General features: G+C 49.7%; 10 protein-coding genes and 1 tRNA gene. 8 read left to right on the top strand and 3 right to left on the bottom strand.

Annotation, left to right across the window (positions count from 1 at the left end; all coding sequences use genetic code 11):
- Positions 1-233 precede the first annotated feature (233 nt).
- The 3 genes from LMG33818_RS02645 to LMG33818_RS02635 all read left to right on the top strand — a co-directional run bounded on the left by LMG33818_RS02645 (position 234) and on the right by LMG33818_RS02635 (position 3,133).
- Positions 234-920 carry a hypothetical protein gene (locus LMG33818_RS02645; protein ID WP_442321799.1) on the top strand — a complete coding sequence of 229 codons (687 nt, stop codon included), beginning with the start codon at positions 234-236 and terminating at the stop codon, positions 918-920.
- 467 nt (positions 921-1,387) lie between these two features.
- Positions 1,388-2,734: a hypothetical protein gene (locus LMG33818_RS02640; RefSeq protein WP_442321798.1), complete on the top strand. Its 1,347-nt coding sequence runs from the start codon at positions 1,388-1,390 to the stop codon at positions 2,732-2,734.
- A gap of 323 nt (positions 2,735-3,057) precedes the next feature.
- Positions 3,058-3,133: transfer RNA gene (locus LMG33818_RS02635), tRNA-Ala, on the top strand.
- A 124-nt stretch (positions 3,134-3,257) separates the two neighbouring features.
- On the opposite strand, the gene sseA is transcribed toward LMG33818_RS02635, so the two are convergent.
- A complete protein-coding gene (gene sseA / locus LMG33818_RS02630) occupies positions 3,258-4,121 on the bottom strand; it encodes a 3-mercaptopyruvate sulfurtransferase (protein WP_442321797.1) in 864 nt (287 codons plus the stop codon).
- A 171-nt stretch (positions 4,122-4,292) separates the two neighbouring features.
- On the opposite strand from sseA, the gene LMG33818_RS02625 reads away from it, so the two are divergent.
- The 3 genes from LMG33818_RS02625 (at position 4,293) to grxD (ending at position 6,530) form a co-directional block, all read left to right on the top strand.
- Positions 4,293-4,745, top strand: a complete 453-nt coding sequence (locus LMG33818_RS02625; RefSeq protein WP_442321796.1) for a LexA family protein — start codon at positions 4,293-4,295, stop codon at positions 4,743-4,745.
- Positions 4,745-6,031, top strand: coding sequence for a Y-family DNA polymerase (locus LMG33818_RS02620; RefSeq protein ID WP_442321795.1), 1,287 nt, complete (start codon positions 4,745-4,747; stop codon positions 6,029-6,031). Before LMG33818_RS02625 ends, LMG33818_RS02620 begins: the two co-directional genes overlap by 1 nt.
- Before the next feature lie 154 nt (positions 6,032-6,185).
- On the top strand, positions 6,186-6,530 hold the full coding sequence (grxD, locus tag LMG33818_RS02615; protein WP_442321794.1) for a Grx4 family monothiol glutaredoxin: 345 nt from the start codon (positions 6,186-6,188) through the stop codon (positions 6,528-6,530).
- 238 nt (positions 6,531-6,768) lie between these two features.
- Here grxD and rnt read toward each other — a convergent pair whose 3' ends face one another.
- Complete coding sequence (gene rnt / locus LMG33818_RS02610) at positions 6,769-7,446, bottom strand: ribonuclease T (RefSeq protein WP_442321793.1); 678 nt, start codon at positions 7,444-7,446, stop codon at positions 6,769-6,771.
- A 192-nt stretch (positions 7,447-7,638) separates the two neighbouring features.
- Here rnt and LMG33818_RS02605 point away from each other — a divergent pair, with 192 nt between their 5' ends.
- Together LMG33818_RS02605 and LMG33818_RS02600 are read left to right on the top strand one after the other, a co-directional pair.
- Positions 7,639-7,935, top strand: a complete 297-nt coding sequence (locus tag LMG33818_RS02605; RefSeq protein ID WP_442321792.1) for an HlyU family transcriptional regulator — start codon at positions 7,639-7,641, stop codon at positions 7,933-7,935.
- 240 nt (positions 7,936-8,175) lie between these two features.
- Positions 8,176-11,064 (top strand): TonB-dependent receptor, encoded by a 2,889-nt coding sequence (locus LMG33818_RS02600; protein ID WP_442321791.1) that lies wholly within the window; start codon positions 8,176-8,178, stop codon positions 11,062-11,064.
- A 239-nt stretch (positions 11,065-11,303) separates the two neighbouring features.
- Here LMG33818_RS02600 and nth read toward each other — a convergent pair whose 3' ends face one another.
- Positions 11,304-11,936, bottom strand: a complete 633-nt coding sequence (nth, locus tag LMG33818_RS02595) for an endonuclease III (protein WP_442321790.1) — start codon at positions 11,934-11,936, stop codon at positions 11,304-11,306.
- Positions 11,937-12,570 lie beyond the last annotated feature (634 nt).

Raw genomic sequence — 12,570 nt, 5'->3', positions numbered from 1 at the left:
GAAGACCTTGGTGGCCACTAGCAGCCATCATCGATACGCCATTGAATAAAAAATGGATGGTTTTATTCGGAGAGCGTGTTCGCCATGCAGGGTGGCGAAATATTAAGAAAACGTTACAATAACGATAATTTTTCTTAACATTTTCATCCAATCCCATTCAAATCGGCCGCGTTATACGACCTGAGTCGTCTGTTTATGGGCTCGGTAAGATCGTCCGGCCAATAGGTGTTTGTATGTCCTCTCATTACCCCCCCTTGCCGGCTGGTGTCCAACAGCCCCTTATGACTCCGAAACAGTGTCTTTGGCTATTTGTGCGTATTTGCCTTTATGTATTGCTCTACATGGCCTATAACCATGGCATTTTTTGGGATGCCAGCCGCCATACGGATCTACACTGGAAATTTTCCGAGTGGTCATTTACTGAATTCTCTCAGTCGGTGATCCTGCTGCTTGCCACGGCGGGCCTTTTGTATATCCGACGCAAATTCAATATTTTCCCGGTCGGTACGCTGGTGATGGCGTCCTTCACCTTTGTTTCACTGATTCGCGAAAATGATTACTGGACCGATATGGTGTTGCTGCATGCATGGATGGTGGCTGTTTGGGTCATCATCGTGCTGGCATTGGTCTATGCATACAAACATCGGAAGGCATTTCTGGATGAGATGCGTCTCTATTTTACGACGTTACCGTTTGGCTTGTTTCTGGGCGGTTTTCTGACCACCTATGTCTATTCCCGCCTTTTTGGACGTGCCATTCTGTGGGAAACCTCACTGGCGGGGCATTACATACGCACGGCCAAGGATATGGGTGAAGAGTGTACGGAATCCATCGGCTACCTGCTGATTTTACTGTCCGTGATTGAGCTGTACTTCCTGGCCAAACGGTTGCGTGCCTATTATGGTCAGCGTGAGGAATAATCGTTCATTCCCCCACGGTTACACTTCTCTATTTGCCATCTACTCTTGTCTTTGTCGTGTAAGCGTATCTTGCACGGCAGGATACAGCCTTTCCTCGTTCTTCTTCCTCCCTTTAGGCTTGTACTGTCTTCCCTTGTTTGATGCTCTCTTTTGGCAATATCCGCTTCTATCGTTGTCTCTATGTGTGATGGGCCATATGCCAGGTTTCGACATACGTCTTTTAAAACAACAAACGTTCTTCTTGAGGAAGGATGGGGGAAGTGTAGGGAGATTTGCCGTGTTATTAAGTGATTGAAACCGCTTTTTTTCCTGCTTTTAATGCAGGTATGCCCTTTCTTTTTTTGCTACCCTCTGATGAACGATTATAGAGATGAAGCGTAATAACAAGGCGTCCTTGGTACATCCATTCCGGGCGTTTTAAAGAATGGCGCTATCGAATATTCCGCGAGCAAGGAGTGTTTTCGCGAATGAATGAAAAATACAACAACGAGGCATCAGGGGAAGGTGCATCTCAGGAAAAGATGTCACAGGATAGCCACCGAGCTTCGTCGGATCAGCAAGCCTCCAGGTCATTGGTAGTGGGGTTGATTCCTGCACCCGAACTACCTGAAAAGGTGATCTCCCAAATCGAGGGGGAGCTCCCGGATCTTTTCAAATGGCATGTGGATGGCGAAGTCGACTGGGTGGTGGAAACAGTCACTGATCCTTTGGTGGGGGCAGGGGGCGATGTCCACGAAGTCATCGACCGTGCGGCTGCAATGAAGCAGCGATACGGTTGGCATTATATCGTGTGTATTACGGACATACCGTTGGTATTTGAGCGTCATGTTGTCGTGGCCGAGGGAAGTAAAAAACGGGGTGTAGCGGTAATTTCCCAGCCTACTCTGGGTATTTCACCTTTGCGGGCACGTATGCGAGAGGCCGTGATTCATCTCGTCAACGAACTGCATTACGGTTCTGATCCGGCCGAGCGTGATGTACAGCAACAGCGTATGGATGATCAGGAAGACGCACGTAAGCGACACGGCATCCAAACGACCAGCTCCCGGGAACTGATGGGCTCGCGCTTTTCCGAATTATTGGTTCCCATAAAACGTGCCACCTATGGGGATGATGAACTGGACGTCCGTTTCTTCTTCAGTGCACGCATCCGAGGGTATCTCAAACTATTGGGGGGAATGGTTCGTGCCAATCGTCCCTGGACCATGTTACCAGCTTTCCGACGTATCTACGCTGTCGCATTTGCCACGGGTTCTTATGGTCTGATTTTTACCTCTTTGTGGCTGATGAGCGACCATTATTCTGCGCTTCGTTTTGTCATTATGATGTTGGCAGCAATAGGGTCAATGGTGGCGTGGCTCATTATCGACCATAACCTGTGGGAGCCCAGTTCCTATACGTCATCCCGTATTATTTCGCGTTTATATAATGCAGCTACGGTGGGGACACTGTGTGTCGGGATCAGCATCTATTTCTTTACGCTATTCTGCATGTTCTTTGCAGCCGTACTGGTATTTGTACCTTCGGGGTATATGGCATCTACACTACAACATCATGTTGGTGTTGGGACGACGGCATTGCTGGCCTGGTTAACGACATCCGTGGCTACGTTTGCGGGCGCTCTTGGGGCCAGCCTTGAAAGTGAGGAGGTCGTGCGCAATGCGACCTACGGTTATCGTCAGCAATTACGCCACAATAAAGTGGAAAAGCTTGAAGAAGAAGAGCAGGAAAAACAGAAAGAAGAGGAAGAAAAAGAAGCGCCACAGAAGCATGACGATGCTAATCAAACACATCCGGACAAACCCTCATCGTAAACAGAGGCTGTATTTCCAAAGGGGGCGACATGTACGGGGTGTCGTTATGAAAGCAAAACGTTTTTGTGGAAGCGTCGGGATGGAAGCCTTGATATGGAAACGGTAGGCACAAATATAGTGAAACAATCGGGACTGTTGTCATTAAGGCTGAATATGTCGTAAATACGCCTGTTTTCCATTCAAGGGGCTGCCGATCTTTCTTTCCCGTTTGTACCTGCGCCTCTGTTTATGGATGAGGCTCTGAGTATTTTTGTCGTATGGTTTCTCTTTACAAAAAGGCTTGACCATTCAGCAGGTTGTACGTATAGTACGCCCCAAGTTAAGGGGCCTTAGCTCAGCTGGGAGAGCGCAACACTGGCAGTGTTGAGGTCAGCGGTTCGATCCCGCTAGGCTCCACCAAATTTTGACGGGGAAGATCATTTGATATGGTCTTCCCCGTTTTTTATGCGGCTCAATCTGTCGTGGCTATATAACGATTGTTTTTTATCCTCTGTTAGCAGCCGCTTTCTCCTTCTATTCCTTATTATTCGGTTGCAACAGGTAACGTCTGATCGCCGCCCCATTCTGTCCATGACCCGTCATAAATCGCAATATCCGATTTCCCCAGGGTATTGAGTGCAAAAGCCAATACACAGGCAGTGACACCTGATCCACATGAGCTAATCACCGGCCGTTGCCAATCAAGCCCTGTCGATGTAATGACATGGCGAAGTTGTTCGGGAGGTAATAACCGGCCTGTCTCCGCATTACTCAAGCGATCAAAAGGAATGTTGATACTGCCGGGAATATGGCCTGATCTGACTCCGGGGCGTTTCTCAGGCTCGCTTCCCTTGAAACGACCTTCTCCACGCGCATCGACGATTTGTGCATCTGCCCCTTCGCCTGACTCCACGATCTCCAATATCTGTGTTTTAGTGACCACATCCGTTGCAATGTTGGGGGAGGATGAAGCAGGTACGGGCTGCCAAGAGGGTACCTGATCCGTAACAGGGCGCTCTTCTGCCAACCACTTGCGCAGCCCGCCATCCAGAATACGGACATTGCGAATACCAAAATGACGTAGTGTCCACCATGCCCGTGGTGCGGACATCAGCCCGGGGGTATCGTAAATCACCACCTGGCTATCGGCATTAATACCCAGTTCAGCCAACAACGCCATCCCGCGTTCGGCATCGGGTAGCATATGGGGCAGGGGAGCATTCTCTGTGGCAAATGCATCGATATCAAAGAATCTCGCCGTGGGGATATGCCGCGTCCTGTAAAGCGCTGCGGCGGTGGGCGTCACACCGGGGAGCGTAAAAGTGGCATCCAGCAGGACGATATCCTGATGATCAAGGTGTGTTGCCAATTCATCTGTTGATACAAGGAAAGTGCTGAGGGACATCATACTGTTTCCTATTGATCTCATCCGCATATTGTGGCCTCTCCGATCATGTTGCCACACAGGACATGATCGCGGGTATTGGATGGAATGGCTAGACTGTCTTCGATAAATTCATCTTGCTCATTATGTCCATAAACTGTATAAATATACAGTTTTCGTAAAGGTGAGCTTTGGATGTCATCGTATATGGACGTTATAGCCAAACCAATAGGCAGTGTAGAAACCGAGGTAAGAAAGCTGCCATTCGCTGCGGGGGAGGTGCGGGCAGGGTTTCCGTCTCCTTCGGAGGATTATCTCGAAACGCCGCTGAATCTGGTGGACCATATTGTTCAGCACCCCAGCGCCACATTTTTTGTACGTGCCAAGGGCCATTCAATGGAAGGGGATGGTATCTATGATGGGGATATTCTCGTCGTCGATCGCTCACTTGAGCCCGAACCCGATAATGTCATCATTATTGCCGTGGATGGCGAGCTGACCGTCAAACGATATCAGTTATTGGGTGCACGGCCTTACCTGATCGCCGGTAATACGGAATATCCCCCCATTCCCTTGTCGGGGCATGATTGTCATGTATGGGGTGTTGTTACTCATAATGTACATCGCTTGATCAAGGGGAAACTGTAGTGCGTTCCATTATTGGGTTGGTGGATTGCAATAATTTCTATGTGTCCTGCGAACGTACTTTCGCACCGCATCTGATGGGGCAGCCTGTGGGTGTGCTTTCCAATAATGATGGCTGTGTCATTGCGCGTAGTGAAGAGCTGAAGGCGCTTGGCGTTTCCATGGGCATGCCGACACACAAGATCCCGCGTGAAGTGCGTCGGCGTATCACTCTATGTAGCTCCAATTACGCGCTATACGGGGATATGAGTGCGCGTGTCACCAGCCTGCTGCGTCAACATTGCCACGAAGTGGACGTCTATAGTATTGATGAATCCTTCCTGCACTGGCCTTCGGTACAAGAGGAGGACATTGTCGCGCGTTGCCTACAGATGAAGTACGAAATTCATCGCAATACCGGTATTCCGGTGAGTGTTGGACTTTCTACCAGTCGCACATTGGCAAAAGTCGCCAGTCATTTGGTCAAGAAACAACCGGCTTATGAAGGCGTCTGCTATCTGGACCCAGAAGCGGCATCCACACGTCACCTTCTGGAAAACCTCCCGGTTGATAAAATCTGGGGTGTTTCGAGTCGCTTGAAGGAGCGGCTGGTGCTTGCTGGCATTCATACCGCATGGCAACTGCGTGAGGCCGATCCCAAATGGATTCGTGCGCGTTTTTCGGTTGTGCAGGAAAAGCTGGTTTATGAACTGCGGGGTGTGAGCTGTATTCAGGCTGAAAGCCCGGAGCCCAAGCAGAATATCATGACGTCCCGCAGCTTCGGGCGGCAAACCCGCCGTTATGAAGACGTCAGGGAAGCACTTACCCTGCATGCACAGCATGGGGCAGAAAAATTGCGTCGTCAGGGGAGTGTGGCACAGGCGGTGATGCTTTTTCTGAAAACCAATAAACATAACCTGACACAGCCACAGTATTGCCCCACTCATGTTGTCTCACTGGTATCTCCCACCGATGATACACGCCCTATCATTGCCGCTGTGCAACAGGGCTTGTCGGAGATATGGCGGGAGGGTTTCACCTACATGAAATGTGGCTGCATGATGCTGGATCTATTGGACAAGGAACGCGTACACACGGACTTGTTCCATACCCCGGATGCTGCACCTGAGCAGCGGGAAAAGCTGCTGTCGACGGTCGATAAAATCAATCAGACGCTTGGGCGCGACACCATTACTTTCGGCGTGCCGCTGGACGGTAAGCGCGCCGATGCCGTTTGGCACTTGAGAAGCGAGTTTTGCTCTCCACGCTATACCACACGATGGGCCGATATACCTGAGGTGAAGATATAATCATCATAAAGAGACGGTCTATCCCTCGCACTTGCCCGCTACTTTTAATACACTGTAGACAAATAGCTGAGCACCTATTCAAGACTGTGAGCCTTTGACAGGGGGTACTACTTCCCGTTAGATGGCATCACTACTGGCTAAAGGATATATTTCCATGAGTACAACTCTCGATACCATCAAGCAGCAAATCAGTGAAAACCCGATTTTGCTTTATATGAAAGGGTCTCCCCAATTTCCGCAGTGTGGTTTTTCTGCTCAGGCAGTCCAGGCCCTGATTAACTGTGGCGAGCGTTTTGCCTTTGTGAATATTCTGGAAAACCCTGATATTCGAGCAGAATTACCTGTCTATGCCAGCTGGCCAACGTTCCCGCAGCTGTGGGTCAATGGTGAACTGGTGGGTGGGTGTGACATTATTGTTGAAATGTACGAAAACGGCGAGCTTCAGCCCATATTGAAGGAAGCCGCTGCAGCAAGCGAGACCGAAGAGGGCGATAACTGATTATTCGTCTTTTCGCTATGTCGAGCAGAACCTGATGTCATGATGATAGAGCCCCCTCTTGCGATGCGGAGGGGGCTTTTTAATAGGCAGGGTACAGGTTAGGTTATTAGGGGGGCTTTCTATGCAGATGGCTTAAAGCTGCAGAGTTGAAAACGCCAAAGCGAATATCCCCGTTACCAAATATTGCCCAGTATGAGCGGCTATCCAGGTAGAAATAAAAGTAAAAGCCAGGGAATAATTATTCTTCTTCGCCCTCGCGCTCCATTTCCTGTTCACGCAAAGTGAGATCCCACCCGCCAAGATCCCGATATCGATTGACGATTGAGCAAAATAACGTTGCCGTCCGCTCGGCATCATACCCGGCACTGTGTGCATTTTGCTGATCAAAGGGAATTCCCGCAGCGGCACATGCCTTTGCGAGCACGGTCTGACCATAGGCCAGCGCGGAAAGTGATGCGGTATCAAGACTGGAAAACGGATGGAAAGGATTACGCTTGATGTCAGCGCGCTCGTTGGCAGCTCGCATGAAACCATGATCAAAAGCAGCGTTATGTCCGACCAGAATAGCGCGTGTGCAATCCTGTGATTTCATCGAGCGCCGAATCTTTTTATAAAGATCACTCAGCGCTTCCTCTTCACTGACAGCGGCCTCCTGACGTAATGCACTATCAAGACGGATACCCGTAAAATCCAGTGCGGACTGTTCGATGTTTGCTCCTTCGAAGGGCTGAATATGGGCAGACCAGGTTTCATCGATGATCAATTGCCCTTGTTCATCCATACACAGCAGCGTAGCACCTATTTCCAGCAAGGCATCGGTTTCGGAATTAAACCCGCCAGTTTCAACATCGATGATAACGGGGAGGTAGCCACGAAACCTCGCGCTCATGGAGGTGGTCTTGCTTGCGGTGGTCATGCAGTATCCTCTATGCATTGATCAGCTTGCGAACGCCAGCCTGCTGTAGTCGACGAGCGCCTTCGATAAGAGTGTATAGTAACATTCGTGAGGCGTGGCGTCCTGCCTAACCATGGTTTTAAGCCGTTTATCGCTATGTTATCAATGCTATGATAGTGATGATTTTGATTTCGTTAATGGGAACAAGCGGATATGTTGAAAAAACTGTTTGGGTTAGGGCGTGGCAAAGCCTCTTCCGGAAAAGAGAAGGTTATTCAGGGGCCAACCATTGAATACAAGGGATTCACCATTATATCAACGCCCGAACAGGTGAATGGTCAGTTTCGGGTCAGTGGTGTGATTGAGTGGCATGATGCAGAAAAAGGGGGAGAAATATACCGTTTTGAACGCTCGGACACCTTGCCTGATCGGGAGGCTTGTATCGAACTAACGGAACTAAAGGCCCAGCGTTTTATTGATGATATGGACGGTAAGATTTTCGATGCCTGATAGTGTACTGAATGAAGCCTATGACGACGACTGGCACTGTTCCTAAAAAAACAGCTAGTATATGTTATAACAATACGGTATTTATGCCTGAAGCCATCATCCCCTATCCTCGTGCCTGACCACGAGGGCTTCACTCATAAATGAACAATAATACGCACATATCATTATCAAGTTGATCAAGAGTACGCAGAGACTCGTTGAAGTTCCTCCAATAATTAAAATATCAGGGATCACATTGTCATGGTTATCAACACGCCGGGAAATGGGGCGGGCAATACTTTGCCTGAAGGCCACCGTTTTTGTGTGAAAAATCGCATTTTAGCTCATACCCATTATTATTCTCAGAAAAAGCAATCGGGTACGCCTCGTCAGGAGAGAAAAAGCCTGAGCTTGTTGGTACAGGCTAGTATGTTGGCTTCGTCGCTTCTATTGGCAGGTAATGCCTGGGCTGACACCATACCTGCCGCTGCCTCATCCCATCATCGTAATCAAAGCTCGACAAAAGGCGCCACGCATGATGCCGTTGCACCGGCAGCACCGGCAGCACCGGCAGCACCGGCAGCACCGGCAGCACCGGCAGCCGCTGCTAGTGCCTCTACAGCGTCGACGGCTTCTGCACAGCATTTGCAGAATGTGACTGTAACCGGCTCGGCGATTCCACGTGCAGATGAGGAAACAGCTGAGCCCGTCACCGTTTACAACGCGGATCAATTACGTTCGGAAGGGATTACGAGCGTTGATGAACTGATGCGCCGGATTAGCGCAAACGTATCTGACCAAAGTAACTCATTGGGAACGAGCACCTTTGGCAACTATACGGGAGGAACCAGTGGCGCAGATTTACGTGGTCTGGGTTCGGATAAAACGCTCGTACTGTTGAATGGACGTCGTATTGCACCCAGTGCCTATGGCGGCGATTTCACGGATCTTGATGTTATACCTTTCAATGCCATTCAGCGTGTCGAGATTTTAAGGGATGGTGGTTCTGCACTCTATGGCTCTGATGCGATTGCGGGGGTAATCAACTTCATTACCAAAAGTAATCTACAGGGCGGTAACCTGGAATTCCAGGGAGCCACGCCGACCAAAGGGGGTGGAGGCCAAAATCAGGGATACACGGGTAGTTGGGGATATGGCGACCTGGACAAACAGGGCTTCAACATTATGAGTGTCCTTTCCTACAGCAAACAAAATGCGCTACAGCTTCGTCGTCGCCAGTTTTACAACCATGTCAGCAATCCCTATTTCTCACCACCTTTTAGCTCTTACAACTCCCCTGCAAACATTAGTCAGGGGCAAAATATAAGTGCATCCAGCCTGTCCTCATGTGCCGATGGAGTGGCATACGAGGGGCGTTGTGCCTATGACACACGTAGAGTAGGCGATGCTGTTACTCATCGTGAAAATACGACGAGCTATACGGTAGGGACTTTCAAGATAAATAATCATACCACCGGTGCGTTATCCTATTTCTGGGATAGAAGTAAAAACCGAGAGCATTGGACACCCTATGCTGTCGAGACTGGGAATGGAGGTTTGGAAGTTGATCCTTCCTCACCTTTTTATCCAGGCAATAGCGAAGGCCCGGCGGCTCCCTCATGGTTGGATTCAAGTCAGCCAGTGTATGCGCGGTATAGGGAACGTGCGCTAGGATCACGTCGGTTGCTGGATACGAACGATGAAAAAAGGCTAATGTTCGAACTTCGTGGAGATGCCTTGGGTTGGACCTATGATTCTGCACTGGCCTATGGTATTTCACGCTTTCATGAGGATTTTGAAGGCGGTTGGTTGAATGATGATGCGTTACAAAATGCAGTGGATAAAGGAGAATTCAATCCGTTTGAATCCCCGAATTCACGTGATTTAAACGCATTGCGTGCCGCGCAGGTACATGGTTTGGCCCAATACGGCGTAGCCAAGGACTATTCCATCGATGGTAATGCACACAGAACGATAGGTAATTGGTTCGGTGCAGGCCCGGTCGCTGTGGCAGTGGGGGCAGATGCTACGCACGAGAAATATAGTGCGGGCGTTAGCAAAAAAATTGGAGGCGTGCAGGGATCTGGCTTGGACCCTAATCAATCTATGTCTGCGAACCGTACCAATGAAGGTGTGTTTGGCCAGATTGACCTTCCTGTCTTGAATGCTTTGGAATTTACGGGCTCTGTACGTTACGACCATTACTCCAAAGTAGGCAGCTCGGTTAACCCCAAGATATCTTTCCGCTATCAACCGATTGAGTCGCTGGTTTTCCGAGGTTCCTATGGCACAGGATTTGAAGCACCCACGCTGACGGATTTGTACCAGCCTGCCTATTACTCTTATGGTCCGCAGGGAAATGATCCGGAGTTATGTCCAGATGGTAAAGCCGCTGCGGGTACGGATCCCACCGAAGTATGTAAGGTTGGATTCAAACAACGGTATAGTGGTAACAGCAAACTGAAGCCTGCCAAATCTAAAAACTACTCTCTAGGCGTAGTGTTTGAACCCGTTACCGGTTTTGAGACTACAGCGGATTTATGGTGGATCAACATCAAGAATGATTTCGGAGAAGAAGATACACAGTATCTGCTGGATCATAACCCCGATGCTATTCATCGTAGTTCGAAAACCGGTTATATCGATTATCTGGATAATCCGACCCGCAACGTGGCAAAAGAGCGTACCAATGGGGTGGATATAGGGACTAACTATACGTGGCATCTTTATGGCACTTGGAACCTGGGTCTGAATGGCACCTATGTTAACCAGTTCAAGGAGCAGGAAAGTCAGGATGCCCCCTGGCAGAGTGAAGTAGGAACAATTATGGGGCAGGTACCACGTTGGCGACATTCCGCTACGCTGAGCTGGCGGCGTGGTGGTTGGTATGCAGGCGTTACCAACAACTTTTTCAGTAAATTACATGACTATAATCCGGGGGCGGGTGGTAAATACCATAAGGAAGTGGCTTCCTACACCACGTGGGATCTGGCCTTGGGCTACCATTTCCGCAATGGGCTTCGGATAGATGTGGGTTCACATAATGTGTTCAATCGTCATCCACCGTTCTCTGATCTGTATGGGAGTGACCCTATCTTCTATGACATGGTCGGAAGAACCCTCTATACCAATGTGAACTTTGTCTTCTAGCCTGAATCAGGCACATGGCAAGCAACGCTTTGGGAGCCCTTTATGGGCTCCTTTTTTATGGCGTAGTTCCGTGAAAGGGAGGGAATGAGGTAGCCACCCTCCTTCAGGAGACGTGACTCTGGAGAGTGGTTACTCTGTGCATAAGACCTGCGTACTATGGATGTTGTGTTGCTATTCGCTATCGATTCATGAGTGCTGTCAATCAAATGCAGGGCTTGTTGGACAGGGGCAACAGAATATTACGACGTCTTGTCCTTGAACTCGCATAAATCCTCGATAATGCAGCTCATGCATCGGGGTTTGCGCGCTACGCAGGTATAACGCCCATGCAGGATCAGCCAATGGTGGGCATCCTGTTTAAACTCTTTCGGAACGACCTTGATCAGCTTCTGTTCAACATCATCTACCGTTTTCCCCACCGCGATTTTGGTACGATTACAGACACGGAAGATATGCGTATCGACTGCAATTGTCGGATGCCCAAACGCGGTATTCAGAATGACATTGGCGGTTTTTCTGCCAACACCGGGGAGGGCTTCAAGTGCTGTGCGGTCATCCGGTACTTCACCTTCATGCAAGGCCAACAACTGTTCACTCATCGCCACCAGATTTTTGGCCTTGTTATTGAAAAGCCCAATCGTTTTTATATATTCCTTCACGCCCTCAAGACCTAAATCGACGATGCCTTGCGGCGTGTTGGCTACAGGAAAGAGTTTGCGTGTTGCCTTGTTGACACCAACATCTGTGGCCTGCGCAGAAAGTGCCACGGCAGCCAATAACTCGAAGGGGGATGTCCATTCCAACTCAGTGGTAGGGTGAGGATTCGCTTCGCGTAGTCGTTCGAAAATCAACCGTCTTTTTTGATTATTCATGAAAACCTACTGCCAAATGTAGGGGCGCCTTATCCCAGCGCCTCACGTGCCTGTTGTTCGGTTAATTGGGCCTGAGCAAGCTGCTCCTTGGCTGCCTCGATTTCAGCAGGTCCACACTGTCTGATGCAATGTTTCAGGTGGCGCTCTGCCATACGTCGGCGTTGCTCTGCCGCCGCCAGCGCCATCTTGAGTTGGCGACTTTGTTGCGGTGCGGCAGCATCAGCCTCTGCATGTAATGATTGTAGACGTTGCTCGATCTCAGCTCGTTTGGGATCATCTTCAGACATTCGAGACAGTTTGTGGATCAGACGTGCAATCATCGCCGCATCACGCGGGGTATGTCCTTTTGAAGAGGCGCCGTGCACGGCAGAGGCTTTTGCCCCTATAGTGTCCCGACCGGAGGCTCGTGATGATGGTGCCGTTGTAACAGAAGCCGATGTTTCCGCCGGGAAGCGTGTCCTTGTCCCTTCGATACCGTGTTCAGACTTATCATGATGAGTAACGGTTTCAGAGCGGCTGGAAACACGCCGCTTCAAGCGTTCCATCCGGTTGGCCTGAAGCGCCGCTTTACGTGCAGTCATACGGGCATTGTGAGCAGCAAACCGTTGCCGGCCCATTGCCGCGCGTGCATCAA

This window comes from Cernens ardua (genome assembly GCF_051251085.1).
In the GTDB taxonomy this organism is placed as follows: domain Bacteria; phylum Pseudomonadota; class Gammaproteobacteria; order Pseudomonadales; family Halomonadaceae; genus Cernens; species Cernens ardua.
Note: the sequence above shows the minus strand (reverse complement) of the source record. Positions and strands in the feature narration are given on the sequence as shown.

Excerpts from the sequence above, each read along its gene's own strand:
- LMG33818_RS02645 (WP_442321799.1), top strand. The coding sequence starts at position 234 with ATGTCCTCTCATTACCCCCCCTTGCCGGCTGGTGTCCAACAGCCCCTT.
- LMG33818_RS02640 (WP_442321798.1), top strand. The coding sequence starts at position 1,388 with ATGAATGAAAAATACAACAACGAGGCATCAGGGGAAGGTGCATCTCAG.
- sseA (WP_442321797.1), bottom strand. The coding sequence starts at position 4,121 with ATGATGTCCCTCAGCACTTTCCTTGTATCAACAGATGAATTGGCAACA.
- LMG33818_RS02625 (WP_442321796.1), top strand. The coding sequence starts at position 4,293 with ATGTCATCGTATATGGACGTTATAGCCAAACCAATAGGCAGTGTAGAA.
- grxD (WP_442321794.1), top strand. The coding sequence starts at position 6,186 with ATGAGTACAACTCTCGATACCATCAAGCAGCAAATCAGTGAAAACCCG.
- rnt (WP_442321793.1), bottom strand. The coding sequence starts at position 7,446 with ATGACCACCGCAAGCAAGACCACCTCCATGAGCGCGAGGTTTCGTGGC.
- LMG33818_RS02605 (WP_442321792.1), top strand. The coding sequence starts at position 7,639 with ATGTTGAAAAAACTGTTTGGGTTAGGGCGTGGCAAAGCCTCTTCCGGA.
- LMG33818_RS02600 (WP_442321791.1), top strand. The coding sequence starts at position 8,176 with ATGGTTATCAACACGCCGGGAAATGGGGCGGGCAATACTTTGCCTGAA.
- nth (WP_442321790.1), bottom strand. The coding sequence starts at position 11,936 with ATGAATAATCAAAAAAGACGGTTGATTTTCGAACGACTACGCGAAGCG.